The organism is Propionibacterium acidifaciens (genome assembly GCF_003798325.1).
Lineage (GTDB): Bacteria > Actinomycetota > Actinomycetes > Propionibacteriales > Propionibacteriaceae > Propionibacterium > Propionibacterium acidifaciens.
Map to the genome: position 1 here is coordinate 1,792,719 of NZ_CP033719.1, position 25,231 is coordinate 1,817,949.

The window sequence follows — 25,231 nt, forward strand, 5'->3', positions numbered from 1 at the left end:
GGCGATGGGTGTCATGAACCCGACTTGTGCGGGCTGGGACTCTGGGCGGTCGAGCCCGACGAGGGCGAGCTCGCCGCGCCCCCCGCCGTGGGGCTCGCCGAGGCGCTGGGGGCCGCGGCGACCTTGATCGTCACCTGGTCGGTGCGCGAGTACAGCTGGTTGGCGGCCACCGACTGCTCGAAGACCGTGCCGGCCCGGTACTGGGAGCTCTCCACCTCCATGACCTGGACGTTCGTGAAACCGGCGCCGGCCAGCGCCCGGACGGCCTCGTCCTCGCTCATCCCCGAATCCGAGACGTCGGGCATCCGGGAGCGGCCGGTGGCGCGGTAGAGCGTCACCGTCGAGTCCGGGTCGGCCGAGGTGTTCGCGCTCGGGCTCGTCGCGATGATCTTGTCGGCGACGTCCGTGGTCTTCTCCTGGTCCTCGGTGGCGTCCTTCGTCACGACGTTCGTGAAGCCCGCCGCGCGCAGGGCGTCGCGGGCGTCATCCTCGTCCATGCCCGTCACGTCGGGGATCGTGCCGGCCGCGGGGCCGTCGTTGATGACGATGACGACGGAGGAGTTGACCGGCACGGTCGTGCCGTCGGCCGGGTCGGTGCTGATGACCTGTCCCTTCGTGGCGGAGTCGCCGTTGGTGTGCTGCACCTGCGGGTCGAGGTTGTAGTTCTTGAGCGTCGAGACGGCCTGCTCCTGGGTGAACCCGATGACGGCCGGGACGGTCGTCTGCTGGGCCTCCCGGCGGAGCTCGCGCAGGCGGATGCCGCCGTAGACGAGGCCCACCGCGATGAGCGCGAGGATGATCACGAGGATGACGGTCGGCGTCGTGACGCGGCGCTTCTTCTTCGTGGCGACGCTGCCGGTGTCCTGCTCCTCCTCGGCCGGCAGGGCGCGCGCCGGGCGGGTCGGTGCGGCGGGCAGCGCCACCTGGGTGGTGTCGGCGGCGATGGCCGGCATCTGCGCGGTCGCCTGCTGGCCCTCGAGGACGCGCGAGATGTCCTCGCGCATCTGCCGGGCCGTCTGGTAGCGATCGTTCGGGTTCTTGGCCAGGGCCGTCATCGTGATGGCGTCCATGGCCCCGGTGACCTTGGGCGCCAGCGTGCTGGGCAGCGCCGCGGTCTCGCGGACGTGCTGGTAGGCGACCGCCACGGGGGAGTCGCCGGTGAACGGGGGACGGCCGGTGAGCAGCTCGTAGAGGAGGCAGCCGGCCGAGTAGATGTCGGAGCGCGAGTCGACGGTCTCGCCGCGGGCCTGCTCGGGGGAGAGGTACTGGGCGGTGCCGATCACGGCGGCCGTCTGCGTCATCGTCGCCGACGTGTCGGTCACCGCGCGGGCGATGCCGAAGTCCATCACCTTCACCTGGCCGGTGGGAGTGATCATCACGTTGGCGGGCTTGATGTCGCGGTGGATGATGCCGTGCTTGTGCGAGTAGTCGAGGGCGTCGAGCACGCCCCGCGTGTAGCCGAGGGCCTCGGCGGGCTCGATGGTGCGCCCGTCGCGCAGCATGTCGCGCAGGGTGCGCCCGCCCACGAGCTCCATGACGATGTACGGCACGACGACGCCGGTCGCCTCGTCCACCTGGCCGCCGGTGTCGTAGACGGAGACGATGTTCGGGTGGTTGAGCCCGGCCGCGGACTGGGCCTCGCGGCCGAAGCGAGCCTGGAAGGTCGGGTCGGTCGCCAGGTCGATGCGCAGCCGTTTGACGGCGATGTCGCGGCCGAGCCGCACGTCGCGGGCGCGCCAGACCTCGGCCATGCCCCCGCGGCCGATGATCTCCTGGAGCTCGTAACGGCCGCCGAGCACGGTGTTCGCAGCGGTCATCGCTGATCTCCTCCCCTCATCGCCTCGTCGCGTCGTGGGTCTCGGGGCCAGCCCCGGCGGCTCGTCCCCCCGGTCGGGGCCGTCATGATGCGAGCGCCTCGAAGACGGTGCGCGCCGCGACGGTGGCATTGCCGGTGGCGGTGCCGGACTGGTTGGGGTCGGCCAGGAAGACGGCGAGCGCCACATGCGTCTCCTGGTCGAAGCCGGCGAACCAGGAGTAGGCGCTGGCGCCGGGCATGTTCTCGGCGGTCCCGGTCTTGCCGCCGATCGTCTGCCCGCCGATCTGCGTCGAGGTGGCGGTGCCGGACTGGACGACGTGGATCATCATCTGTTGCATCGAGGACGCCGTCTGCTCACTCACGGCCCGGCGGACCGTCGTCGGGCCCGTCTCGGAGATGACGTTGAGGTTCGCGTCGCGCACCTGGGAGACGGCGTACGGCTGCATGACCTGGCCGCCGTTGGCGAGGGTGGCGGCCACCGAGGCCATCTGCAGCGGGGTGGCCGACACGTCGTACTGGCCGATGGAGCTCATGGCCAGCTGGGCGTTGTCCAGGTCCGACGGGAAGACGCTCGTCGCCGAGTTCACGTCGCCGCCGAAGGACGCGTTGAAGCCGAACTTCTCGGCCTGCGCGCGGACCTTGTCCTGGCCGAGGGACATGCCCAGGTTCGCGAAGGCCGTGTTGCAGGAGACCTGCAGGGCGTGGTCGATCGTCGTCGTGTCGCCGCCGCAGTTCGTGGAGTTCGGCAGTGTCGTCGTCGAGTTGTCCAGCGGCAGCGTGGTCGGCGACTCGACGGTGCTGTCGGCGCCCATGCCGTCCTCGAGGGCGGCCGAGGCGACGATGAGCTTGAAGGTCGAGCCGGGCGGGTAGATCTCCTGGGTGGCGCGGTCCTCCAGCGGGCGGCCCTCGTCGGAGTTCAGCCGGTCCCACGCGGCCTGCGTGCTCTCCAGGTCGGTGCTCGACAGCTCGTTCGGGTCGTAGCCGGGCGTCGAGGCCCAGGTCAGGATCGCTCCGGTCGTGTAGTCCATCGCGATGACGGCGCCGGTGCGCCCGCCGAGCGCGTTCGAAGCGGCCTGCTGGGCGTTCGGGTCGAGCGTCGTCTGGATGGTGGCTCCCTGCGCCGGGGTGCCGCTCAGCTCGCCGAGGATGCGTCGGAACAGCTGCGAGTCACCGGTGCCCGACAGCTCGTCGTTGTAGGTCTGCTCCAGCCCGGTGCGCCCGTAGATGTACGAGTAGTGGCCGGTGACCGGGGCGTAGAGCGGCCCGTCGGAGTAGTTGCGCTGGACGCTGAAGCGTCCGCCCTCGACCGGCACCGTCTCGGCGACGGCCGTCGTGCCGACGAGGATCGAGCCGCGCGGGGCGTCGAACTGGGCGTCGACGACGCGCCGGTTACCCGGGTCGGACAGCAGACCGGCGGACCGCCAGGCGTAGTTGACAGTGACATTCACCAGGAGGGCGAGGACCATGAGGGCGGCGAAGACCGAGACCCTGCGCAGTGCCTTGTTCATGATCCCACCTTCCTGATGAAGGCCGTCGGGGCCTCGGCCAGGTCGGCCTCGGAGGTCTCGTCGGGGACCCCCGCCGGGGCGCGCCCGGCGTGCGAGACCTGCATGAGGGCGGCGATGATCACCCAGTTGGCGATGAGCGAGGAGCCGCCCTGCGAGAGGAAGGGCGTCGTGAGGCCGGTCAGCGGCAGCAGCCGGGTGACGCCGCCGATGATGGCGAAGACCTGCAGCGCGAAGGTGAACGACAGGCCGCCGGCGAGCAGCTTGCCGAAGACGTCGCGCGCGGTGAGGGCGGCGCGCAGGCCGCGGGCGATGATGAGGCCGTAGACGACGATGATGGCCATGAGCCCGATCAGGCCGAGCTCCTCGCCGAGGGAGCTGGCGATGAAGTCGGACTGGGCCAGCGGCACGAGCGACGGGCGTCCCTGGCCCCAGCCCCGCCCGAACAGGCCGCCCCAGGCCATGCCGTACTGGGCCGAGATGATCTGGCCGTTCTGCCCCGGATCGGAGAACGGGTCCAGCCAGGACGAGAAGCGCACCTGGACGTGGTACAGGAATCTGTAGGCGAGGACGCCCGCGCCCCCGAAGAGCACGACGCCGATGACGACCCAGCGGGCCTGGCTGGTGGCCACGTAGAGCATCATGACGAACAGGCCGAAGAACAGCAGCGCCGTGCCCAGATCGTTCTCGAAGACGATGACCGCCACGGCGGCCAGCCACATCACCATGATGGGCAGCAGGTCACGGCCGCGGGGCATGCGGAAGCGGCCCCAGCTGCGCCCGGCGAGCTGGAGCACGTCGCGGTGCTCCGCCAGGTAGGACGCGAAGGCGAGCGTGAGGATGATCTTGGCGATCTCGGCCGGCTGGAAGCTGAAGCCCGCCAGCGAGATCCAGATGCGCGAGCCGTTGGCCTCGTTGGCCGACGAGGCCAGGCCGGGCGTCAGCGGCATGAGCAGGAGGAGCAGGCCGGCCAGGAAGAGCACGTAGGGGTAGCGCTGCAGGTCTCGGTAGTCGCGCACGGCCCAGAGCACCGCGACGAACAGGCCGATGCCGATGGCGGTCCACAGCAGCTGGCCGTTGACGAGGGTCGAGACCGGCTCGTCCTGGTCGAGGCGGTAGATCATCGCCAGGCCGAGGCCGTTGAGCGCCAGTACGCACGGCAGGATCACCGGATCGGCCCACGGGGCGCGCAGTCGCACCGCCAGGTGGGCGACGAGGCACAGGGCCAGCCAGCCGCCGATCACCCACGGCAGGTTCGCCGGAAGGGCGCCGCTCAGGTTGATGGTCGTCATCATGAAACCGCCGAGCCCCAGGAGCGCGGCGACGACGACGAGCGCCAGCTCGACGTTGCGGCGCTTGCGGTAGACGATCGTGGGCCCCGTGCCGGTGCTGCTCATCCGCAGTCCTCCGGGCTGACCGATCCGCTGATCGGGATGGACGGTGGCTCGGAGGGGCCGGACGAGCCGCTCGCCGACGCCGAGGGGGAGGCGCCGCCGCTCGGCGTCGCGCCGCCCTGGCCCTCGTCGGGCGCGGGCGAGCTCTCGGCGCGCTGGGCGATGCAGACCCGGGCGAGCTCGTCGAGGTAGTCGGCCTGGCTGCGGGCCTGGTCGAGGGAGTCGGCCTTGATGTCGGAGCCGTTGACCTTCTGGCGGTAGTAGCTGGGCAGGTCGGCCACCCTGGTGTCGCGCCGCTCGACGAGTCCGCCGAGCCCGTGGCCGGCGATCGTGTCGGGAATGCCCTTGTAGATGGCGACCTGCTCGCCCGCCGGGGCGATGTAGTACTGGCCCATCGCATAGCGCCAAGCCCCGAACAGCCCTCCGGCGAGGACGACCAGGGCGATGAGGACCGAGATGATGACCGACCAGTGGCGTCGTCGTCGCCCGATCATCGGCGTGTAGCGCACGTCCTCGCGGGCGTCGGGGTCGATGAGCCGGGGCCCGTCCGCGTCCTGGTCGTCCCCGCCGGGCCGGACGGCCCTCGTGCCGGATGCGCTGAGGACGGCGGTGGTCTCGTTCGCGCCGGACGGCGGCTTGATGCGGGGCACCTCGACGGTGGAGGCGGCGCCGATCATCGTGCCCGGCCGCGCGTCGAGCTCCTCGGAGGCGGGGACGACGTCGGTGACGATGATCGTGATGTTGTCGTAGCCGCCCGCCTCGTGGGCGGCCTGGGTGAGCGCCTCGACGGCGGCCGCCGGGGTGCGCTCGCGCAGCAGTCGGCGGATCTGGCGGTCCTCGACGAGGCCGCACAGGCCGTCGGAGCAGAAGAGCAGCCGGTCGCCCGCCTGCACGTCGACGAGGCGCAGGTCCGGCTCGTGGGCGGGCTGGCCGTTGAGCACCTTGAGCAGCAGCGAGCGGTGCGGGTGCACCGCCGCCTCCTCGGGGGTGATCTTGCCCTCGTCGATGAGCGACTGCACCCACGAGTGGTCGTGGGTCAGCCGGGTGAGGGAGCCGTTGCGCAGCAGATAGCCGCGCGAGTCGCCGATGTGGGCCAGGCCGAGCTGGGTGCCGCTGAACATGGCGCCGCAGACCGTCGTGCCCATGCCCTCGAGTTCCGGATCGGCGTTGATGAGATCGGCGAGCCGGTCGTTGGCCCGCGTGAGGATCCCGGCCATCGCCTCGAGCATCTGCTCGCCCTCGTGGCGGGTGTCGCCGCGGGCCAGTTCCTGGATGGTCGCCGCGCTGGCGAGGTCGCCGGCCGCCGCGCCGCCCATGCCGTCGGCCACGACGATCATCGTCGGCGAGGTGTAGGCGGAGTCCTGGTTGTTCTTGCGCACCAGGCCGATCTCCGAGTGGGCGCTGGTGTCGAGGCTGAGACGCTCCCGCCCGGCGGTCTCCGGCGTCCCCTCGGCGGGCGGGCGGGCATCCCCTCCGGGCGCGGGCACCGCCCGGTGGGTCCTCGTCGCGTCCTCGTCGGGCGTCCTGGTGGTCTGGGAATCGGTCACGGATCAGCGCTCCAGTTTCAGTTGGGAGCGTCCGATGCGTATCACGTCGTTCGGCCCCACGAGGGTGGGCTCGGCGATCTTCGCGCCATTGACGTAGGTGCCGTTGGTGGACTGCAGGTCGGTGATGACCCACCGGCCGGCGGAGTCCTGCCACAGCTGGGCGTGATGGCCGCTGGCGTAGTCGTCGTCGATGTCGAGGACGCAGTCGACCGAGCGTCCGATGCTGATCTCGCCGTCGAGCGGCACCTCGGTCCCGGTGCGTCGGCCGGCGATGACGGCGAGCCGGCTCGGCCCCTTGCGGCGCCTGCGACGTGCCGCGGGTCTGGCCCCGGTCGGGCCGGGGACGTCGGACAGCTCCGCAGCGGTCGCCGTGCGGCCGAACAGGTCCGTCCTGATGGTGTTCGTCACGAACAGGATGAACAGCCACATCAGGGCCAGGAAGACCACCTTCAGGGTGGCGGCGAGGATGGTGCTCACGTCACGAACCTGCGGGGGAGTGCACGAGCATGCGCGTCGAACCGATCTCTATGCGCGAGCCGTCGTCGAGGCGGCAGTGCTGGATGCGCTGCCCGTTGACGACGATGCCGTTGGTGGAACCCAGGTCCTCGATGGCGATGTCGAGCTCGCCGTACTCGTTCTCGCCGATCCGCACCCGCGCGTGGATGCGCGAGACCCCCGGGTCGTTGATGCGCAGATCGGCCTCGGTGCCGCGTCCGATGGTGAAGCCGGGCGGCATGAGGGGGTGCCGCACGCCGTTGACCTCGAGGACGAGGGGCGCGCGGCGGATCATCGTCGAGGAGGCGGCGCCGTTCGTCTCGGCGACGGTGGCGACGGCGGCGCTGGTGATCTCGAAGTGGCCGGTGCTGAGCGACTCGTCGAGCAGGTACTCGATGTTCACCGGACCGTCGAAGACGTAGTGGCGCTCGGCCGCGTGGGAGCGCAGATCGGGGACGATCTCGGCGTTCAGCGTGCGCGAGTAGGGGGCCAGCCGGTCGTAGTCGTGCTGGGACAGGTGCACCTGGAAGTCGTTGGGGACCAGGCGCTTGTCGCGCGTCAGAAGCCGCGCCTCGGCGTCGAGCTCGCGCTGCAGCCTGGAGGCGATCTCGACGGGCTGCACGTCGCCCTTGAACGCGCGGGCGAAGACGCCGTTGACGGCGCCCTCGAGCTTCTTCTCGACCTTGTCGAACAGACCCACGTGCTCCTCCAACCAAGACGCCGGTGCGGCTCACCCTCTGCGAATCCTAGTGCGGAGCCCTGTGCGCGGCCCAGTTCCGTCGTCCGGCCTGCAGCGCCGGTTGAGACTTGCCGGGGCCCGCCGGGACTCGCCCGGGTGGGTCAACCGTAGCCGAGGGGGGCGGGCCGTGCAGCGGGCGCGACGAAGTGCGGATGGGTCGGGCGGGGCCGCCCTCTGCCCGACCCATCCGCACGCGCAGCGGCGGCGGGCATCACCCCGGTGCCCACCGCCGCGGGTCCGTCACGGCGCGTGCGTCGCCGTGGTCATCCGGTCACCCTCGCGTGGTAGCCGTTCAGTCCGCTCACCTCGTTGCCGCTCGTCACGCCGTTGGCCGTCACCGTCGCGGTGTCGGCGTGCTCGCTGCCGGCCGTGACGCCCGACAGGTCGGCCGTGCAGGTGAACTCCCCGCCGACCTCGAACGGCCCGGACCAGACGGTGCCCGTCGTGCCGTCGGGGAAGGCGCAGGTGAGGTTCGAGACGGTGGCGTCGCCGGTGTCCACCGAGTCGTCGATCCGCACGTTCTGCAGTTGCTCCTCGCCGGTGTTGCGGACGGTGAGGACGAGCCGGGCGGCGCCGTTCGCGCTGGTCAGGTCGGCGGCGTCGGCCGCGGTGTCCGCATCGTGGCCGTCGGCGTCCTTCGCATCGATCGAGACGGCGTCGCTGATGAGCCTGCCGCCGCCGTTCGAGGCCCGGACCGACGCCCGGCGCGAGGGCAGCGCAGTGCCGTCCTGGTCGCCGGTGAGGGTGGCGGAGTAGCTGCCGTTGAGATCGTCGATGACGATCGGGAGGCGGACCCGGGTGGCGACCGGCGTGTAGGTGCCGTCGTCACCGGCGGGGGTGGTCACCGTGGCGGTGTAGCTGCGGACGGTGTCCGAGCAGGAGGTCTCGGTGACGTTCATGACCTCGCTCTCGTCGGTACCGACGGTGCCGCTCGTGAGGTCGCTCGGGTTGCCGTTCTGATCCCTGGAGGTGTACCAGGACCAGTGCAGCGGAGTGCCGCAGTCGTGCCGCTGACCGGAGCCGGCCTCGAGGGTGTCGGTCATGGTGAAGGTCGAGGTCGTGGGGCTCGTCGCGCCGGCCTGCCCCACCGCGGGCTGCTGCGAGACGGCATGGATGCGCAGGGTGTCGGCGCCGGCCTGGTTCCCGGCATCGGAGTACAGCCACGTGTCGAGCGAGGTCGGCAGCGCGTCGCAGTTCTCGCACCGGGTGACGTTGACGGAGATCGGGGTGCGGACGCCGTTGACGTCCCAGTCCGTCTGGACGACCTGGCCGGGGGCCACGGTGTTGTCCAGACTCACCGCGAGATAGGCCCGCAGGGTGAGTTCGCCGGTCGCGGCCATGTCGACGCCGGTCTGGTTGAAGGTGACGCGGGCGGTCGTCACGTCGCCGACGGTGGTCACGTCCATCGTGGCGACCCGGGCGCTGCCGTCGATCGACTGGATCGGGTAGCTGCGGTCGCCGGTGACGTCGAAGGCCGGGGGCACCGTGATGTCGAGGTGGTCGCCGACGCAGGACGGCTCAACGGGTCCGATGAGGTTCGCGAGGTAGCTCTGGCCGCCGTGGTAGCTGGTCGCCGCCGCGCCCGAGCTCGTCGTGAGGGAGAGGTTGAGCGTGCTCGCGTCGAGGGCGCTCGCCGTGCACGAGGCCGTGTCCGATGCCGTGCCGGAGGCGTCCGGTTCCGCCTGGGCGGCTGCCACGGGGGCGGGCAGGGCGAGGGCGATCGCCGCGAGGGCGATGCCCGCTCGTGCCAGGGTGTGCGGTGGTGTCACGTCGGAACTCCTCTGCCGTTGCTGTGCCGTTGGCGTGCGGACGCGCACGAACCCTCCGGGTGGGCGTCCCTGGATGGGCCGCCCCGGGGCTGCTGTGCCCTGGTGGGCCACGTCCTCCGGGACGCGCCCCGATGGGCGGTACGAGGTGCGCCTGCCCGCCGGGTGGATGAGCTCAAATCTAACGGAGGATTCTGAGGAATCATACCTTTTTCACAGCTTGAGCTCAGCATTCTCCCCTTTCTGCGGGTCGGCCCGGAGATCCTCCCCGGTTTCCCGGGAGAAGAAGGTGCTCCACAAGCGCGAACAGGATGATCGGGGCCGTGGATGAGGTCCCTCGGGGAGAGGGCTCGATGGGGCCACTGGCATCACTGGGGTGACGGCTTTCTCGGCTTCTTCGGTGCTGGGCCCGGTGCTCCCTCGGAGGGGCGCTGACGCGCCGCGAGCTGACGCCGATGACTCCGCGGGGCGGCGCCGGCGGACGGCCGCCTCGCGCTGCGACCGGCCCGTGACGCGACCGGCAGTGGCCCCGCGCCGAAGACGCGATGAGGGGCCCGGAACGGGTCCGGGCCCCTCTCGGGCCGGGGCCGGGGTTCGGGCCGGTCCCGGTTCTGGTTCGCTCAGCGGCGACGACGACGAATCGCGAGGGCGGTGCCGCCCGCGGCGGCGGCCACGCCGACGCCGGTCAGACCGACCAGCGTGTCAGAGCCGGTGCGGGGGAGCCGGGTCGGCTTGCTCGTCTTGGTCTGCTGGCTGGGTGTGGTGGGGGCGGAACTGCTCGTGCTCTGCGGCGCGTTCGGGGCGGCGCTGGTCGGTGCGGAGCTCGAGGGGGCCGTGTCGGACGGGGTGGCGCTGGAGCTGGAGGAGGTGGTGCTCGAGGGGGCCGCGCTCGGGGTGGCAGTGCCTGAGGGGGTGCTGGTGGCCTGCTGGTCGGCGGACGTGCTGTCTTCGGAGCTGGCACTCGTGGAGGTGCTGGACGGCGCCGTGCTGGGGGATGCCGCGCAGGTGGGGGCGCTCGAACTCGAGGATGCCGTGCAGGGGGTGTCCGGCGTTGCGTTCGAGGCGGACGGCGCCGTGCTGGGGGATGCCGCGCAGGTGGGGGCGCTCGAACTCGAGGATGCCGTGCAGGGGGTGTCCGGCGTTGCGTTCGAGGCGGACGGCGCCGTGCTGGGGGAGGCCGTGCAGGTGGGGGTGCTCGGCGTCTCGGAGGGAGCCGATGTCTCGTCGGGCTGGGAAGGAGTCGGGCACTGGCACTGGCACGGGTGTTGCTCGTGGCATGCGGGCCTGGCCGGGCCCGTGGCGGCCTGAGCCGTCCCCGCTCCGGCGAGCAGGACGATGCTGGACGCCGCAGCGGCGAGGGTGATCTTGGTTGTCTTCTTCACGTCGGACTCCTATTCAGGGATGAACGTGCGCGTCCGCGTCTGCGCAGGAGTCGGAGAACCCGGCCCTGCTCGGTCCGTGCCGTGATGATCCGGAGGATGGCGGGGGTGCGCTCGTTCATCGGGGGTGAACGCGAACCAATGTAGCCAAAACATGGGGGAAAGTTAAGTGATTCACAGTTTTGCACCCCGGAGCGCACAGCGCACACACATCCGGGGGCCGCTCAGGGGCTCCGGCGCCGGAGGCGGCAGGGGCCCGGAGCGCAACGCTCCGGGCCCCTGCGGTCCAGTGGTGCGTCCGATCGGGTCCGTCAGCACCCTTCGTGCACGGCCACGCCGTCGGTGGTCCCGTCCGAGGCGCTGTCATCGGCGAGTGCGCGGGTGCCCGTCGCATCGTCGGCGGGCGCGTCGGCGGCGCCCCCGGTCGTCCCGTCGGCGGTCGAGGCTCCCCCGGCGGTGCCGGCGGCCTGGGGCGAGGGGTCGTCCGTCGCGGGGTCCGCTGCGGCGATGCCCGACGCCGTGGGCAGCGCCAAGGCCAGGGCCAGCAGGCCCAGACCCGCCTTCCCGAGCCCGCTCATGTCCCCTCCTGGTGTCTCCTCCTGGGGTGAGGGGTGGGACACGGCCCGGTGGGCGAGAAGGCCCGCGAAGCCGTGACGGAACCGCAGCCATCCCCTTGAAGAAGATGCTCTCGTACTCGTGCCTCGGGGCTGCTGCGCGCCCCGATCTGCGCCGGATCCCCTCCTGACGAGGGCTTCTGGTGCAGATCGCGGGGCAGGGCGGCCCGCCGGCGCTCCGGCGGGCCTCGCTCCCGGCGAAGAGGATTCCCTGACGAGGGACGACGCCTGAGGAAGCGCGCCCGGCGAGACGCGATGAATTCCTTCGGGCCCCGGTCCCGTCCGGTCCCGCGGCTCAGTTCCCGGCCCGGGTCGGCGGCTGCGGGTCCTGGCCGAAGATGGCCGCCAGTTCCTGCACCGGGGCCTTCGGCCGCCGGTTCTCGTCGCACAGGCCGTTGGTCTCCTGGCCCGTGTCGGTCAGTTGCGTCCAGCAGTAACCGCCCAGCGCGTCGCTCGCCCGCACCGCTGCGACGAGCTCCCCGATCCGTCGTACGAACCGACCGCGCGTGCGCACGGTCGAGTAGCCCCAGCCCCGTCCGCCGTCCGGACGGAAGTCGACGCCGCCGAACTCGTCGAGCAGGACCGGAAGATCGACCGGTTGGTCCGAGCCGACGACGACGAAGGCGCGTGCCGGTCCGAGCACGCCCGGGGCGATCCAGCGCTCCATCTGGCGGCCGCGGTAGCGCAGCCGCAGGCGGGCGGGGTTCGCGTCGTAGTCGTGGACGGTGAGCAGGTCCGAGTCGACGTGGTGCCAGCCGTCGTTCGACAGGGCCGGCCGCGAGGGGTCGATGCTGCGCGTCAGCCGCGCGAGCGCCGCGGCCGCGCGGGCCTGCTCGGGGCGGCGGGGGATGTCGGGGAAGCCCCACGACTCGTTGACCGGCACCCAGCAGACGATCGAGGGGTGCCCCTGGTTCGCCCGGACGACCTGCGCCCACTCGCGCCGCAGTCGGCGCACCGCCTCGGAGTCGAAGTCGTGGGCGGCGCCGATCTCGCCGAAGACGAGCAGGCCGAGCCGGTCGGCCCAGTGCAGCAGCCGCGGATCGGCACTCTGCTGGTGGATGCGCATGCCGTTGAAGCCCAGACGCAGGACGAGCTCGGCCTCGTCGGCCAGGGCCCGGGCGCTCGGGGCCGAGAACAGGGAGTCGGGCCAGTAGCACTGCTCGAGCACCTGCCGCAGGTAGACCGGCCGTCCGTCGAGGGTGAGCGCCCGGGGCGTCCTGCCGATCTCCCGCAGCCCGAGGTAGGAGGACACCAGGTCGTCGCCGACGGCGACGACCGCGTCGACGAGCTCCGGGTGCTCGGGGCCCCAGCGCAGCCCGGCGCCGCCGGGGACCGTCAGCCGCACCGTCGTGATCCGTTCGCGGGCGACTGCCGAGGCGCGGGCGAGCGGCCGACCCCGGTGGGCCAGGCCGAGGCGCAGCGGCAGTGGCCGTCGTGGGCGGCGGTTCAGCTCGATGACCGCCGTCACGGCCTCCTCGGCGGCCGGGGTGCGCCAGAGGATCCGCCGCACGTGCACCGGCGGCACCGACTCGATCCACACCGGCCGCCAGATGCCGGTGGAGCGCTGGTACCAGATGCCGGCGGGCTCGTCGCGCCAGGTCTGCTTGCCGCGGGGCTGACTGCGGTCGTGCGGGTCGTCCCAGGCGCGGACGACGACGGTGTGCGGGCCGCCGCCGGTCAGCGCATCGGTGACGTCGAGGGCGAAGGGGCTCTGCCCGCCCTCGTGGGAGCCGGCCTCGACGCCGTCGACCCACACGATCGCGTGGTAGTCGACGCCGCCGAAGTGCAGCAGCAGACGCCGCCCCGGCCGATGACCGGCCGCCGCGAGCCGCTCGGCCGGCAACGCGATGCGGTACCACACGACGGGGTGCGGGCGCTCGTCCGCGATGCCCGAGGCGCGCGACTCCGGCGGAAAGGGCAGGGTGATCGTCCGGTCGAGGCGCTCGGGACGCTCCCACCAGCGCTCGTCGAGGCCGACGCCCTCGTCGTCGGTGGCGAAGCCGGCAGGGCCGTCGAGCGGGGCCCACTGCGGGCGCACGAGGACGGGGCGCGGGTGGTCGCCGTCCTGGCGACTGGGTCGCAGCCGGGCGGCGAGCTCGGCGGGGTCCTCGCGCATCGGCCCCTCCTCCCGCCCGGTGGTTCTGGCGCCCGGTGGTTCCGGCGCTGTCGCGGTGGCGGCTCGGCCCGCCCCTGTCGGAACCAGACTAATCCGCTGGTCGTAGGGGCGTCCCGGATTCTTCCGGCGGCGCCGCGGGGAGGCCGTTCGTCACAAGAACCGTACAGAGGGTTCACAGGAACAGCACTGATCCGGCGCCCACGGTGGGGTCATGAGCACCGACAGGAGCAGTACCGGCAAGAGCGGCATCGGGAGGAACGGCGCCGGCCGTCGTCCCGGCATCCGGCGTTCCCTCGAGGCCCTGGGCCTCGCCGCGGCGATCGCCCTCGGCGGTATCACCGTCATCAGCCCCGAGGAGGCCCATGCGGCCGGGATCAGCCGGCCCCTGGTGATCCAGCCGAGCCCCGTTCAGGTCCAGACTGTCGAATCGACCGACGACGAGCAGTGAGCAGTGACCCCGCGCGGCGTCCTCCGCGCGGGCCCTCATCCCGTCCACTGGTCCGCGAGGATCGTCGCCGTGTTGATCACGGCGACGGCGAGCCCGGCGGCGACGAGCGGCCAGCGCCACCGACGGCTGCCCAGCGCGGCTCCCATCGCCAGGACGACGGGGAAGCAGTCGAGCCCGTTGCGGGGCAGGGACAGGAGCACCGGCCCCCGGCACAGGCTGTACAGGGTGAGCCAGGCGAAGACCGCCCATTCGGCGCGGCCACGGCGCAGGCACCACCACAGGGCGGCGCAGAAGACGACGAGGAAGACGAACTCGAGTCCCTGCTGCCAGGCCACCGCGCGAGTCTCCGCAGCGCCGATGTGCCGGGCGCTGGCGACCAGGACGCGGCCGAACCAGGCCGAGCCGCGTCCCCAGCCCAGCTCCTGTGCCGTCATCCAGTAGAAGACGTCCCCGGTGCGGGCCCACAGATAGCCGAAGTACGCCAGCGGCGCGCACACCGGGATGCCCAGGCCGAGCAGTCGTCGCCACCCGACGCGGGGGCTCGGCCCGCCGTCGTCCGGCCGGCGGAGCATCATGACCGCGAACATGATCACGACGAACAGGCCGTTCACCCGCACCGCGCAGGCCAGTGCCGTCGCGGCGATCGCCCACCACCAGTGCCGGTGCCGGGCGAGGTACCAGGCCGACAGCGTGCACAGGCCGAAGAGCGCCTCGGTGTAGGGGGCCATGAGGAAGAGCGCGTACGGCCCGAGAAGATAGGCGGCGGCCGCCGCGTGCGGGCTGATGCGCAGCTCCTCGCGGGCGATGCGCGCGAGGAGGACGGCGGCGCCGAGGGCCGCCAGCCAGGTGACGACCGTCGCACCGGCCACGGCCGTGTCCACGTCGAGCCTGCCCAGACCGATGGTCCGCGCGGCGACCCGCGAGAGGAACGGGTATCCGGGGAAGAAGGCCTCGTCGTAGGCGTTGACGCCGTTGTCGGGGGTGAAGTAGCCGGACTCGGTGATGCGCAGCAGGTGCCCGGCGTCGAAGCGCACGTAGGCGTTCAGCGGCCACGGCCCGCCCGCCGAGGGCCGCACGGCGCGCCCGGCCGCGCCGAGGGCCGCCGCCAGGGCGAGGAAGAAGGCCCGGCTGAGCGCCCACCAGAGCGCGCCGGTGCGCAGGTCATCGCGCCATCGGAGCGCATCACCGCGGATGCGCGGTGCGGGGACAGCGGTCATGACGCGTTCGGTTCCTCGGATCCTCGGGGCGGTCGGCCCGGCGCGGGCCCACCCAAGGATAAGGCCCGGCGCCCTCCGGCGCCCCGGGACGGCCCTCTCAGCAACCGGGGACGATCCGCCCTGCGGCCGCGCACCGCGCGAACCAGGCGTCGAGCCCGGCGCGGCGCTCGTCGATGCGGGCCAGTTCGGCCATCATGCGGCGGTTCTCGATGCGGATGCTCTCGTTGCGCTCGTCGATGCGCCCGTTGGCGGCGCCCAGACGCTCGTTGCGGTACGGGATGACGACGATGTTCACGGCCAGGACGACCAGGCCGCCGAGGAGGAGGGCGGCCGGAACGGTCGCGACGAGGCGGCCCGGGTTCGTGCCGGCGCCAGTGGTCAGCAGGACGGCGAGGAGCGCGGCCTCGACGGCGGTCGCGCAGCGCAGCGCATGGCGGCGGGTCCACGGGGCCCGCGCCGCGAGGTGCGGGATCGGGAAGCGGATGCGGTCCTCGATCATCCGGCGCTCCATGTCGAGTTCGGCGACGGCCCGCGCATGGACGGCGCCCGGCCGCCTGTCGCTGTGCGGCGCCGCCGTCGTGGTGGCGCTCGTGCGGTGCAGGATGCCGCTGCTCATGGTCGCTTCGCTTCCCCCTGTCCCGGACGGGTGGTCGTCGTGCGGGATCGTCCGCCGACGCCCCGCCGACGAGGCCCTCACAGGTGATGAATAGCACGGATCGGGTCGTGGGCGGAGCGCGTCGGGCGGCCCGCGGCGCTCCCCGGGGCCCGCCGCATGGCCGGACGGGTGATGAAGTCCCTGACCGGGCGGTTTGCTGGGAAACGGCTGTGACTTCCTGGCAGGATGCTGAGAAGCGCCCCTGATCGATCCCCGATCATCGGAGGGCGGCGGCGATCCGGGCGATGTCGGCCGGCCGCGTGCGGCAGCAGCCGCCGATGAGGCGGGCTCCCGAGGCGAGCCAGCCCGGTACGAGGCGGGCCCAGTCGACCGGGGTCCGGGCGGGCCTCCAGCGGCGGGACCGGGCGTCCCACGCCTCCCCCGAGTTCGGGTAGCAGACGAGCGGCTTGCCGGTGCCGGAGGCGAGCGTCTCCAGCGCGGGGGCGACGAGGGCCGGCGCGACGCAGTTCACGCCGACCGCCGCCACCGTGTCCTCCTCCTGCGCCCATCGGGTGGCTTCGACGAGGGGCGTGCCGTCGGCGAGGACCACCGGGCCGCCGTCGCGGCGCACCTGGAAGCAGACCCACGCCGGGCGGTCGGTCTCGGCCGCGATGAGCCCGACGAGTGCGCGAGCCTCGTCCAGCCGGGGCATCGTCTCGACGGCGAGGACGTCGACGCCGGCCTCTGCGAGGGCGCGGACGCGCTCGACGTGGAAGACGCGGTACTCGGCGGGACTCAGCTCGTAGGTGCCCGTGTACTCCGAGCCGTCGCACAGGTACGCGCCGAAGGGGCCGATGCTGCCGGCCACGAGCGCGCGTCGCCCGGGGCGCCGGTCGGCCCGGTCCTCGACGGCCAGGCGGGCGAGCTCGGCGGCGTCGCGGATGAGCCCGCGCGCCTGGGCCGGTCGCGCCCCGGCATCGGTCAGGCCGAGCACGGACGCCTGGTAGGTGTTCGTCTCGATGACCCGGGCGCCCGCGTCGAGATACGCGGCGTGCACTGCGCCGATCGCCTCGGGCGCCGAGTCGATGGCCGCCGCCGACCACAGGCTCTCGTGCATCGGCACGCTCCGGGCCTCCAGCTCGGTGGCCATCGCCCCGTCCAGGACGACCGGGCCCGCCGCGAGCAGATCGGTGAAGGAGCCCATGGCCCCATCCTGCCGCGCCGCCGTCCGTCCCTCTCCGTTCGGGGCCCGTCCTCCTGCGCCCGCATCAGCCCTCTTGTCCTGTGCCCTGTCGTCCGTCCCTCTCCCGTTCCCACCTCATTTCCGTGTTGACACCCGGGTCGTGCCCGAGGTGCCGACGCAGAGGTGAGGTGGGAGCGGGGAGGTGAGGTGGGGTGCGAGCACGGAAGTGGGGTGGGAAGCGGTGAGGGGGACGAGGGGAGCCGGCCGGTCGTCGGTCCCGTCCCGTGCCCCGTCTGTCCCGTCCCGTGCTCCGCCGGCCCCGTTCCGTGCTTTCGGCGGTGCTCCCGGTACCCTGATCGCGGGTCCGTGCGGTGGGCGCGGGCCGCGAATCTGAGGTGGTCGACGATGAGCAGTCCCGTGAACGGTGGATTCGCCTGTTTCAACTGCGGGCTCCTGCTGGCTCCCGACACGGCGCGGTGCCCGCGCTGCGGGGCGCCGCAGCCGGGGCGCGCGAACGGATGCCCTGGCGCCGGCCACCCGAGTCACGTGCCGCCCGCCGAGCCCCTGCACCCGGCCGTCACGGCGATCATCACCTTCTTCTTCGGTCTCTTCGGCCTCATCCCGTGCCTCATCAGCACGAGCCGGGCCAAGCGGCTCAGTCTCCCCACGAGGCCCCACTGGCTGGCCTTCTGGATCCCCGAGCTCGTGAGGGTGTCCATCTACGTCATCGTGGCCATCGGCATGATCGCCGGCGTCGGCATCCTCGCCGGCCTGGCCCCCCGGAGCCCGGGCGGCTCCGGCGGCGTCGCGCCGAGTTCGTCGTACTCGTACTCGACGACCGCTCCCAGCGCGACGAGCTCGTCGGCGCTCGGCTGGCCCGCGGGCGCCGTCGAGTGCTCCTCGAGCGTCGCGGCCGGCAACGACCGGACCAGCTGCGAGTTCGCCCTCAACGTCGCCGACGCCTGGCAGCGGAGCGACAGGGCCTCGACCCAGACGGTCGAGGCCTACAGCCCGGTGACCAACGAGAAGTACACGATGGGGTGCGCCACCGTCGCCGGGTACACGACCTGCTCCGGCGGCAACGGAGCCGTGGTCTACATCCGGAGCTGACGGCGGTCCGCCCGAGACGAGAGGGGCGGGGGTCGGGGCGCGGTCGCTGGCGGTGCCGTGCCCGGCGGCCGTGACCCCTCCCGACGGGGCCATCGACAAGTCAACGGGCCGGGCGCGGCCCGACCCGATCGTCCGCACGGCGCGGGCGGGGCCTACCCGAGGGAGGCGGCCAGCCGGTCGAGCACGGCCGTGGCCGCCTCGAAGCCGTCGGCGTCCTGGGCCGCCATGGCGACGAGCACCCGCTGGCCCGCCGGGTTCGTGTACCAGCCGAGCTGGCGCGCCATGTAGCCCCCGGCGGGCGAGGGGCCCCAGCCGCTCTTGTGGACGGCGCCGGGGCGCGAGCCGATGCCCCAGGCCTGGGCGGGATCGACCCGGCCCATGTCGGCGATCACCTCGTCCGCCCCGTCGAGGCAGGGCAGCTGGGAGAGGAAGCCGACCTGGGCGTCGGTCGTCCACTGGGTCTGCCCGAAGATCGAGAAGCCGGCGGCGAGCTGCTCGGCCGGAACCGTCGTCGTCCCGTCCCCCGCCCGGCGCAGCACCTGCGTGACGGCATCGGCCCGTTCCGCGTCCGTGCCGCCCAGGGACATCCACAGGGCGTCGGCTGCGCTGTTGTCGGACTCCTCGAGGGCCAGGGCGACCGAGTCGGCCTGCGCCTCGCCCTGGCCGGAGTCGATGACCGCCAGGGCGAGCGGGATCTTCGAGGTGCTCCAGGCCGGCAGGTCCTCGAGGGCGCCGGCGGTCCGGATGCCCCCGTCGGGGGCGTACCAGCTCATCCGCACCGCCGCGCCCGAGGCCTCCGCCGCCTCGACGGCCGCCCGGATGCCGGCCTCGTCCCCGTCCGGGGGGCCGAGCCCGCCGGTGTCGCAGCCCTGCGGCAGGGACGCGCCCGCCGCGTCGGACCACGCCCCGGACGGCGTCGCCGCCGTCGAGGACGCGGGGGTGCTCGTCGCGGGCGCTGCGGCGCAGCCGCACAGGCAGACGGCGGCGAACGCCGCGGCGAGACGGCCGCCGAGCGTCCTCGCGCGGCCTGCGGCGCGGTTCGACGAGCCGTGCCCGCGCGGGAGGCCCGCCGAAGGCTCAGGCGGTCGCATTCGGCAGCCAGACGCTGGACCAGCCGATGAGCGGTTCGCCCCAGCCCGCCGACGGTGTGTCGAGCGAGATCATCCCGACGCCGCCGTTCGCCGCGCCGTTGGAGTAGATCATGCCGTTGCCGGCGTACATGGCCACGTGGCCGTAGGGATTGCCGGCGGGCGTGCCGTCGTACCAGACGAGGGCGCCCACGGGGATGTTCGAGGTGTCGTGCTGCATCTGCCCGGCCGCCTCGATGGTGGCCGCGGCGTCGGTGGCCGAGTTCACCCCGGAGCTGGTGTAGCCGTAGAAGGCGGCGACGAGGGCCAGGCACATGTTCCCGTAGTACATGTTCCCCTCGAGCGACCGGGCCGTGGACACGGCCTCGTCGACGCTGTACGGAGCGATCTGCCCGGGCGCGATGTTCGCCGTGAGCCAACTGGCCCCCGCCTCGACGCTGGACCGGGCGGCCGCTGCGGCGGAGGCGGCGGCAGCGGCGGCGGCCTCCTCGTCGCGGGCCTGGATCCGCGCGGCCAGGTCGCCCGCCCGGCCCTTCAGCGTCTCGTCGTCGGACACCGCCTGGTCGACGAGCTCCTGGGCCGTGGCCAGGGCGGCCTGGTTCGCGTCGACCCTCGTCTGGACTGTCGCCGCGGCGTCGGCGGCGGTCCGGGCGGCGGTCCGGGCGGCGTCGAGCTGTCCGACCGCGTTGTCGCGGGCGGTCTGGGCGTCGTTCTCGGCCGTCACCAGCGCGTCCCGCTTGGTCTGGAGCTCGTCGAGGGCGTCCTGGTAGGCGTTCACCTTGGTCTCGGTGGCCGAGAAGGACTGGTTGGCCCACTGGACGCGGTTGCTGATCCGGTTGGTCGATCCGTCGCCGATGAGCAGGGCGATGCTCGTGAGCCCGGTGCTCTGCTGGGCGGCCTGGCTGGCGACCATGCCGACCTCCTGCTTGGCCGTGTCGACCCGCGTCTGGGCGGCATCGACCTCGCTCTGCGCGGCCTGCCGGTTGTCCTGGGCCGTGGTGAGGGCGGCCGATGCGGCGTCGGCGGCGCTCTGGGCGTCCTGCTGGGCCCGGTTCGCGGCGTCGGCGGCCTGCTGGGCGCCGGCCAGCTCGTCGCGGGAGGCCGTGAGGGCGCTCATCGCCGCGTCGAGGGCTGCGTAGCCGTCGGACACGGCGCCGGACGAACCGGCGATCTGGTCCTGGAGCGCGGCGTACTGGTCATCGAGGTCGTCGGCGCGGGCGCTCGCGGCTCCCTGGGCCAGGAGCAGGGCGGACGCCACCGCGACGGACAGCGCGACTCGTGCGGGACGCCACCGGCGGTGCCCGGCACGAGAAGCCGTTTTCGAGTAAAGGGGAAGGTCCCGATTCACGGTTCTCTGCTTTCTGTTGTTCGTGGGAGCGCGCCCGGCCCGGTCGGGCCTGCGGCGCGCTCTCGCGGTCGCGACGGTCACGCGTCACCCGCGCCCGCGGGCGCGGAGAGTGGAGCGGCGCGACGAACGCCTCAGGATCACGATAACTGCCGAGGCCACGAAGGGGAAGCGGTCCGCGCCGGGCGCGGCGCATCCGGAGGGCGCGCCCTCCGGATGCGGGCGGCGTCGGAGCCCGGGTTGCGCCGCCCGTGCTGTCGGCGGGACGCGCCGTCGAGTCCCTGCGCGTCGTTGAGTCCCCCGATGGCGGTGCAGCCGCTCGGTGCTCGGGACGCATCGTACTGAGTCGTCGTCGGTGCTGGCGGGCCGCTGCCCCCTGCTCGTCCTGACGACGGCAATGGGATATGGTGCTCGCGTCATCGAGTGCTCGCAGGAGCAGGGAATCCGGTGCGAGGCCGGAACTGACGCGCAGCGGTATGGGTGACGCCGGATCGACGATCCACTGGGCACCACGGCCTGGGAAGGACGATCCCGGCGGGCGAGCCCGAGTCCGAAGACCGATCGGTGACGCGTCCCGAGGACGGGGCGCAGGCAGCGGGTGCCGCGCATGCACCCCGACCTCGAAGGAGAACCGCCATGGGGCGGACAATTCCCCCTGCCATCCGCATCGGTACGGTCATCTGCTGCTGCGCGCTCATCGCAGCGGGCTGCTCGTCGGGCTCGGCGGGCGCCGGATCCTCGTCCGCCCCGGCCTCGGTCCAGGCCGGCTTCCCGCTGACGATGACCCGCTGCGGCCAGGAGCTCCACTTCGACGCGCCTCCCCAACGCGCGGTGACGATCAACCAGGCCTCCACCGAGATCCAGCTCGCCCTCGGGGCCGGCCCGCAGATGGTCGGCACAGCCGCCTGGTCCGACCAGGTGCTCGACGAGTACGCCGACGAGAACTCCTCGATCGAGCAGCTCGCCATGAACTACCCGTCGCTCGAAACGGTGCTCGACAAGAACCCCGACCTGGTCACCGCGGCCTTCGAGTACACCTTCACCGACGAGGGCGTCGCCCCGCAGTCGAAGTTCGCCGAGCTCGGCATCCCGGCGTACCTGCCCGAGTACGAGTGCACGATCGTCAACAACAACACGACCGGCCGGCGCCTGACGATGGACGACATCCACCAGGAGATCCGCGACCTGGCCGCCATCCACGGCGTACCAGAGCGCGGCGACGAGCTCGTCGGCGAGCTCCGGGCCCGCATGGACGCGGCCGCGAGGACGGCCTCGGATGCCGGCTCCCGGGGCAGGACCGTCTTCTACTGGTACTCCTCCGACGAGGTCCCCTACAGCGCGGGCGGCATCGGGGCCCCGCAGATCGCCGCCGACACCGTCGGAGCCACGAACATCTACGCCGACTCCGACGAGGAATGGCCGCAGGTGAACTGGGAGGACGTCGCGGCCAAGAACCCCGACGTCCTCGTCCTCGGCGACCTCAAGCGCGCCATGCAGTCCGGGGACACCGCCGACGACAAGATCGCCCACCTCGAGTCCAACCCGGTCACGGCCCAGATGGACGCGGTGCGCAACAGGCGCTACGTCATCGTCCCTGGCTCCTCGCTCGACCCGTCGATGCGCACCGTCGACCTCGCCGAGGCCCTGGCCGGGGCCCTCGCCGAATCCGGCTGACCCGCACCCATCTGCACCATCGCCGCCCGCGCCCGCCCGGCTCCGCGAGCGCGCGACCGGGACGCCGCCCGTGCCACGGCGTCCCCCGTCCACCGGGCCATCGCAAGGAGGAACGAACATCATGCGCATCCGCACCCCGCTCATCGGCCTGGCCGCCGCCTCGCTGCTGCTCGCCGGCTGCTCGGGCAATGCCGGCGACTCGTCCACGCAGTCCGGCTCGGCCGCGGGCGGCTTCCCGCTGACCATCACCAACTGCGGCCACGAGCTGCACTTCGACAAGGCCCCCGAGCGCACCGTCTCGCTGAACCAGTCGTCCACCGAGATCCAGCTCTCCCTCGGCGTCGCCGACACGATGGTCGGCACCGCCACGTGGACCGATCCGGTGCTGAGCAGTCTCGAGGCCGAGAACGACGAGGTCCCGCGTCTGGCCGACAACAACGCCTCGTTCGAGACGGTCCTCGCGGCGAGCCCCGACTTCGTCTCGGCGTCGTTCCCCAACACGCTCGACGACACCGGCTCGGGCTCCTACGCCAGCTACGCCAACCTCGGCGTGCCCGCCTATCTCGCCCCGAACCAGTGCGAGAAGGGCGACAGCGGGGACGGCGACTCCGAGAGGTCCGAGGTGCTCGCGATGGACGACATCTACCAGGAGATCGACGACCTGGCCGCCATCCACGGCGTGCCCGACAAGGGCAACGAGCTGGTCGACTCGCTGCGGGGCCGCCTCGACGCCGCCGTCTCCGGCGCGAACGTCGACGGCGGCGAGGTGAGCGCCGCCTTCTGGTTCGCCAACTCCGAGTCCCCGTACGTCGCCGGAGGCACCGGCGCCTCGCAGATGATCTCCAACGACCTCAAGGTGACGAACGTCTACTCCGACGACGCCAAGGAGTGGCCGCAGGTCAGCTGGGAGGACCTGGCCGCCAAGAATCCCGACGTCCTCGTCCTCGGCGACCTCACCCGCAAGTCGCAGACCGCCGAGACGGCGCAGGCCAAGATCGACTACCTCAGGTCCAACCCGGTCACGGCCCAGATGGGCGCGGTGCGCAACGACCGCTTCATCATCGTCGCCGGCGGCGACATGAACCCGTCGATCCGCACCGTCGACCTGGCCGAGAAGATCGGCGCCGGTCTGAAGCAGTACGGGCTGCGATGAGCCCGCGGCCCATGGCGCGCTCCGGGCGGTTCAACGCCGGGCTCGTCACCGCCGTCGGCGTCGTCCTCCTCGCAGTGTCGGTGGTGACGGCCATCACCTTCGGCCCCGCCGACCTCGGTGTCGGCCAGGTGTGGTCGGTGCTGGCCAGCAGGCTGCACCTGGCCGGCGATCCGGGCCTCACGACGCTCCAGGTGGCGATGGTCTGGCAGCTGCGCCTGCCGCGCGTCCTGCTGGCCGCCGCCTGCGGCGCCTCGCTGAGCATCTGCGGGGTCATCATGCAGTCGCTGCTGCGCAACCCGCTGGCCGAGCCCTATCTGCTGGGCGTCTCCTCGGGAGCCTCGACCGGTGCGGTCCTCGTCCTCGTGCTGGGCGTCGGCTCGGCCCTCGGCCTGTCGGGCGGCGCCTTCGTCGGCGCCCTCGGCGCGTTCGCGATCATGCTCGCCCTGGCCGGACTGGCCGGCGGGACGACCGACAAGATCGTGCTGGCCGGCGTGGCCGTCACGCAGGGCTTCTCGGCGCTCACCTCGTTCATCATCATGGTCGGGGCCGACGCGAACACGACGCGCGGCGTCCTGTACTGGCTCATGGGCTCCCTGGCCAGCGCCTCCTGGACCGACGTGGCGCAGACGGCGGCGGGCTTCGCCGTCATCATGGCGCTGGCCCTGGGCATGGCCGGTTCGCTCGACGCCTTCACCTTCGGCGAGCGCCAGGCGGCCTCGCTGGGGGTGGCGGTGCGGCGCACCCGGGTGACGCTGCTCGTGCTCACCGCCCTGCTCACCGCGGTCGTCGTGGCCTCCAGCGGGGCCATCGGCTTCGTCGGCCTGGTGCTGCCGCACATGGCGCGCATGCTCGTCGGCTCGCGGCACCGCGGGGTGCTGCCGGTCTCGGCGGTGCTCGGCGCGATCTTCCTGCTGTGGGCCGACACGATCGCCCGCTCGGCGTTCGCCCCGCTGGAGGTGCCGGTCGGCGTCATCACGGCGATGGTCGGCGTGCCCGTGTTCGCCGTGCTGCTGTCGAGGAGGAGGGGTTCCCGATGAGGCTCGAGGCGAAGGGCGTCGGCTGGTCGGCGGGCGGCACGGTCATCATCGACGGCATCGACGTGACCGCCGTCCCCGGCCACGTGCTGGGGCTGCTGGGGCCCAACGGCGCCGGGAAGTCGACGCTCATGAACGTCCTGGCGAGGCTCGTCGCGCCCGACCACGGCGAGTTGAGCCTCGACGGGCGCGACTACTCGCAGTGGGGCCGCCGCGAGATGGCCCGCACCCTCGTGGCCGTGCAGCAGCAGGCCACGACCGAGCAGGACGTGATCGTCGAGGACGTCATCGACCTGGGGCGCATCCCGCACCGCGGCCGCTGGTCCGGCATCAGCCGGCACGACCGCGGGGTCGTTCGACGCGCCGCGCGGCAGACGGGCGTCGAGCAGCTGCTGCAGCGCCACTGGCAGTCCCTGTCGGGCGGCGAGCAGCAGCGCGTGCAGATCGCCCGGGCCTTCGCGCAGGAGGGCCGCATCATGCTGCTCGACGAGCCGACGAACCACCTCGACATCGCCCACCAGCTCGACATGCTCGACCGGGTGCGGGCGACGGGGCTGACCGTCGTCGTCGCCCTGCACGACCTCAACCTGGCGGCCGCCTACTGCGACGAGGTGCTCGTGCTCCAGGACGGGCGGGCCGTGCACTACGGGCCGCCTGCGCGGGTGCTGACGGCCGAGGTGGTGCGCGAGGTCTACAGGGTCGAGGTGCGAGTGCTCCACCCCGACCCGGACGGGCCGCCGCTGTTCCAGTATCTGCGCTCGGACATCGCCGCGGCGGGGGAGGACGCGGGCGGGGGGACCGGACCGGATCCCGGTGGGGACGGTGGCGGGTGAGGCAGGGCGGTCGCCGGGGCCGGGAGGAACGGCGGAGGCGCCGAGGGCCGTGCAAGACTGTTCCGCAGGATTCGAGGGCGATGGCCGTCGTCCGAGGCGAAGAGTGCTGCATGACCCCCGGAGGGAGTTGAAGAGTGGAACGAGCAGGGGAGAGGAGAAGGGGATGGGCGCCTGTGCTCC

Annotated in this window: 22 protein-coding genes and 1 riboswitch; of the genes, 7 read left to right on the forward strand and 15 right to left on the reverse strand. The window is 72.7% G+C overall.

Features of this window, described 5'->3' with window-relative positions:
* Positions 1-11: 11 nt before the first annotated feature.
* The 8 genes from pknB to EGX94_RS14360 form a co-directional block, all read right to left on the reverse strand.
* A complete protein-coding gene (gene pknB, locus EGX94_RS07560) occupies positions 12-1,817 on the reverse strand; it encodes a Stk1 family PASTA domain-containing Ser/Thr kinase (RefSeq protein ID WP_021797752.1) in 1,806 nt (601 codons plus the stop codon).
* An 82-nt stretch (positions 1,818-1,899) separates the two neighbouring features.
* Entirely contained in the window at positions 1,900-3,324 is a 1,425-nt protein-coding gene (locus tag EGX94_RS07565; protein ID WP_021797754.1) for a peptidoglycan D,D-transpeptidase FtsI family protein, read from the reverse strand.
* Positions 3,321-4,718: an FtsW/RodA/SpoVE family cell cycle protein gene (locus EGX94_RS07570; RefSeq protein WP_021797746.1), complete on the reverse strand. Its 1,398-nt coding sequence runs from the start codon at positions 4,716-4,718 to the stop codon at positions 3,321-3,323. Before EGX94_RS07570 ends, EGX94_RS07565 begins: the two co-directional genes overlap by 4 nt.
* The gene (locus tag EGX94_RS07575) at positions 4,715-6,262 is read right to left on the reverse strand and encodes a PP2C family protein-serine/threonine phosphatase (RefSeq protein WP_021797748.1); all 1,548 of its coding nucleotides are present in this window, start codon (positions 6,260-6,262) and stop codon (positions 4,715-4,717) included. The genes EGX94_RS07570 and EGX94_RS07575 overlap by 4 nt, the downstream gene beginning before the upstream one ends.
* A 3-nt stretch (positions 6,263-6,265) precedes the next feature.
* The gene (locus EGX94_RS07580; protein WP_021797744.1) at positions 6,266-6,739 is read right to left on the reverse strand and encodes an FHA domain-containing protein FhaB/FipA; all 474 of its coding nucleotides are present in this window, start codon (positions 6,737-6,739) and stop codon (positions 6,266-6,268) included.
* 1 nt (position 6,740) lies between these two features.
* Entirely contained in the window at positions 6,741-7,457 is a 717-nt protein-coding gene (locus EGX94_RS07585) for an FhaA domain-containing protein (protein WP_021797739.1), read from the reverse strand.
* Between the two features lie 302 nt (positions 7,458-7,759).
* A complete protein-coding gene (locus tag EGX94_RS07590; RefSeq protein WP_021797741.1) occupies positions 7,760-9,265 on the reverse strand; it encodes a hypothetical protein in 1,506 nt (501 codons plus the stop codon).
* Between the two features lie 617 nt (positions 9,266-9,882).
* Positions 9,883-9,960 carry a hypothetical protein gene (locus EGX94_RS14360; protein WP_377175672.1) on the reverse strand — a complete coding sequence of 26 codons (78 nt, stop codon included), beginning with the start codon at positions 9,958-9,960 and terminating at the stop codon, positions 9,883-9,885.
* Between the two features lie 34 nt (positions 9,961-9,994).
* On the opposite strand from EGX94_RS14360, the gene EGX94_RS13840 reads away from it, so the two are divergent.
* Entirely contained in the window at positions 9,995-10,570 is a 576-nt protein-coding gene (locus EGX94_RS13840; RefSeq protein WP_226906115.1) for a hypothetical protein, read from the forward strand.
* Positions 10,571-10,952: 382 nt separating this feature from the next.
* On the opposite strand, the gene EGX94_RS07600 is transcribed toward EGX94_RS13840, so the two are convergent.
* Both EGX94_RS07600 and EGX94_RS07605 read right to left on the reverse strand, forming a co-directional pair.
* A complete protein-coding gene (locus EGX94_RS07600) occupies positions 10,953-11,219 on the reverse strand; it encodes a hypothetical protein (protein ID WP_021797745.1) in 267 nt (88 codons plus the stop codon).
* A gap of 331 nt (positions 11,220-11,550) precedes the next feature.
* Positions 11,551-13,371, reverse strand: coding sequence for a glycoside hydrolase family 2 protein (locus tag EGX94_RS07605; RefSeq protein ID WP_021797747.1), 1,821 nt, complete (start codon positions 13,369-13,371; stop codon positions 11,551-11,553).
* Positions 13,372-13,582: 211 nt separating this feature from the next.
* Here EGX94_RS07605 and EGX94_RS07610 point away from each other — a divergent pair, with 211 nt between their 5' ends.
* Positions 13,583-13,819, forward strand: coding sequence for a hypothetical protein (locus tag EGX94_RS07610; protein WP_021797749.1), 237 nt, complete (start codon positions 13,583-13,585; stop codon positions 13,817-13,819).
* Between the two features lie 35 nt (positions 13,820-13,854).
* Here EGX94_RS07610 and EGX94_RS07615 read toward each other — a convergent pair whose 3' ends face one another.
* From EGX94_RS07615 to mmuM, 3 genes are all read right to left on the reverse strand, one after another.
* The gene (locus EGX94_RS07615) at positions 13,855-15,036 is read right to left on the reverse strand and encodes a mannosyltransferase family protein (RefSeq protein WP_021797742.1); all 1,182 of its coding nucleotides are present in this window, start codon (positions 15,034-15,036) and stop codon (positions 13,855-13,857) included.
* Positions 15,037-15,133: 97 nt separating this feature from the next.
* Entirely contained in the window at positions 15,134-15,652 is a 519-nt protein-coding gene (locus EGX94_RS07620; protein WP_028706339.1) for a hypothetical protein, read from the reverse strand.
* Positions 15,653-15,908: 256 nt separating this feature from the next.
* Positions 15,909-16,835 (reverse strand): homocysteine S-methyltransferase, encoded by a 927-nt coding sequence (gene mmuM / locus EGX94_RS07625; RefSeq protein ID WP_028706340.1) that lies wholly within the window; start codon positions 16,833-16,835, stop codon positions 15,909-15,911.
* Between the two features lie 384 nt (positions 16,836-17,219).
* Here mmuM and EGX94_RS07630 point away from each other — a divergent pair, with 384 nt between their 5' ends.
* Positions 17,220-17,924: a hypothetical protein gene (locus EGX94_RS07630; protein ID WP_123826127.1), complete on the forward strand. Its 705-nt coding sequence runs from the start codon at positions 17,220-17,222 to the stop codon at positions 17,922-17,924.
* 152 nt (positions 17,925-18,076) lie between these two features.
* On the opposite strand, the gene EGX94_RS07635 is transcribed toward EGX94_RS07630, so the two are convergent.
* Positions 18,077-19,015 carry a hypothetical protein gene (locus EGX94_RS07635; RefSeq protein WP_123826129.1) on the reverse strand — a complete coding sequence of 313 codons (939 nt, stop codon included), beginning with the start codon at positions 19,013-19,015 and terminating at the stop codon, positions 18,077-18,079.
* The gene (locus EGX94_RS07640; RefSeq protein ID WP_043150214.1) at positions 19,002-20,270 is read right to left on the reverse strand and encodes a coiled-coil domain-containing protein; all 1,269 of its coding nucleotides are present in this window, start codon (positions 20,268-20,270) and stop codon (positions 19,002-19,004) included. Before EGX94_RS07640 ends, EGX94_RS07635 begins: the two co-directional genes overlap by 14 nt.
* A 490-nt stretch (positions 20,271-20,760) precedes the next feature.
* Positions 20,761-20,937: riboswitch (cobalamin riboswitch) on the forward strand.
* A gap of 56 nt (positions 20,938-20,993) precedes the next feature.
* Here EGX94_RS07640 and EGX94_RS07645 point away from each other — a divergent pair.
* The 4 genes from EGX94_RS07645 (at position 20,994) to EGX94_RS07660 (ending at position 25,051) form a co-directional block, all read left to right on the forward strand.
* Positions 20,994-22,031: an ABC transporter substrate-binding protein gene (locus tag EGX94_RS07645; RefSeq protein ID WP_021796603.1), complete on the forward strand. Its 1,038-nt coding sequence runs from the start codon at positions 20,994-20,996 to the stop codon at positions 22,029-22,031.
* 121 nt (positions 22,032-22,152) lie between these two features.
* A complete protein-coding gene (locus EGX94_RS07650) occupies positions 22,153-23,184 on the forward strand; it encodes an ABC transporter substrate-binding protein (protein WP_021796601.1) in 1,032 nt (343 codons plus the stop codon).
* Positions 23,185-23,195: 11 nt separating this feature from the next.
* Complete coding sequence (locus tag EGX94_RS07655; RefSeq protein WP_021796596.1) at positions 23,196-24,221, forward strand: FecCD family ABC transporter permease; 1,026 nt, start codon at positions 23,196-23,198, stop codon at positions 24,219-24,221.
* Complete coding sequence (locus EGX94_RS07660) at positions 24,218-25,051, forward strand: ABC transporter ATP-binding protein (RefSeq protein WP_021796598.1); 834 nt, start codon at positions 24,218-24,220, stop codon at positions 25,049-25,051. Before EGX94_RS07655 ends, EGX94_RS07660 begins: the two co-directional genes overlap by 4 nt.
* Positions 25,052-25,231: the final 180 nt, after the last annotated feature.

Excerpts from the sequence above, each read along its gene's own strand:
- EGX94_RS07570 (WP_021797746.1), bottom strand. The coding sequence starts at position 4,718 with ATGAGCAGCACCGGCACGGGGCCCACGATCGTCTACCGCAAGCGCCGC.
- EGX94_RS07655 (WP_021796596.1), top strand. The coding sequence starts at position 23,196 with ATGGCGCGCTCCGGGCGGTTCAACGCCGGGCTCGTCACCGCCGTCGGC.
- EGX94_RS07605 (WP_021797747.1), bottom strand. The coding sequence starts at position 13,371 with ATGCGCGAGGACCCCGCCGAGCTCGCCGCCCGGCTGCGACCCAGTCGC.
- EGX94_RS07650 (WP_021796601.1), top strand. The coding sequence starts at position 22,153 with ATGCGCATCCGCACCCCGCTCATCGGCCTGGCCGCCGCCTCGCTGCTG.
- EGX94_RS07645 (WP_021796603.1), top strand. The coding sequence starts at position 20,994 with ATGGGGCGGACAATTCCCCCTGCCATCCGCATCGGTACGGTCATCTGC.
- EGX94_RS07630 (WP_123826127.1), top strand. The coding sequence starts at position 17,220 with ATGAGCAGTCCCGTGAACGGTGGATTCGCCTGTTTCAACTGCGGGCTC.
- mmuM (WP_028706340.1), bottom strand. The coding sequence starts at position 16,835 with ATGGGCTCCTTCACCGATCTGCTCGCGGCGGGCCCGGTCGTCCTGGAC.
- EGX94_RS07615 (WP_021797742.1), bottom strand. The coding sequence starts at position 15,036 with ATGACCGCTGTCCCCGCACCGCGCATCCGCGGTGATGCGCTCCGATGG.
- EGX94_RS07635 (WP_123826129.1), bottom strand. The coding sequence starts at position 19,015 with ATGCGACCGCCTGAGCCTTCGGCGGGCCTCCCGCGCGGGCACGGCTCG.
- EGX94_RS07610 (WP_021797749.1), top strand. The coding sequence starts at position 13,583 with ATGAGCACCGACAGGAGCAGTACCGGCAAGAGCGGCATCGGGAGGAAC.
- pknB (WP_021797752.1), bottom strand. The coding sequence starts at position 1,817 with ATGACCGCTGCGAACACCGTGCTCGGCGGCCGTTACGAGCTCCAGGAG.
- EGX94_RS07565 (WP_021797754.1), bottom strand. The coding sequence starts at position 3,324 with ATGAACAAGGCACTGCGCAGGGTCTCGGTCTTCGCCGCCCTCATGGTC.
- EGX94_RS07620 (WP_028706339.1), bottom strand. The coding sequence starts at position 15,652 with ATGAGCAGCGGCATCCTGCACCGCACGAGCGCCACCACGACGGCGGCG.
- EGX94_RS07600 (WP_021797745.1), bottom strand. The coding sequence starts at position 11,219 with ATGAGCGGGCTCGGGAAGGCGGGTCTGGGCCTGCTGGCCCTGGCCTTG.
- EGX94_RS07660 (WP_021796598.1), top strand. The coding sequence starts at position 24,218 with ATGAGGCTCGAGGCGAAGGGCGTCGGCTGGTCGGCGGGCGGCACGGTC.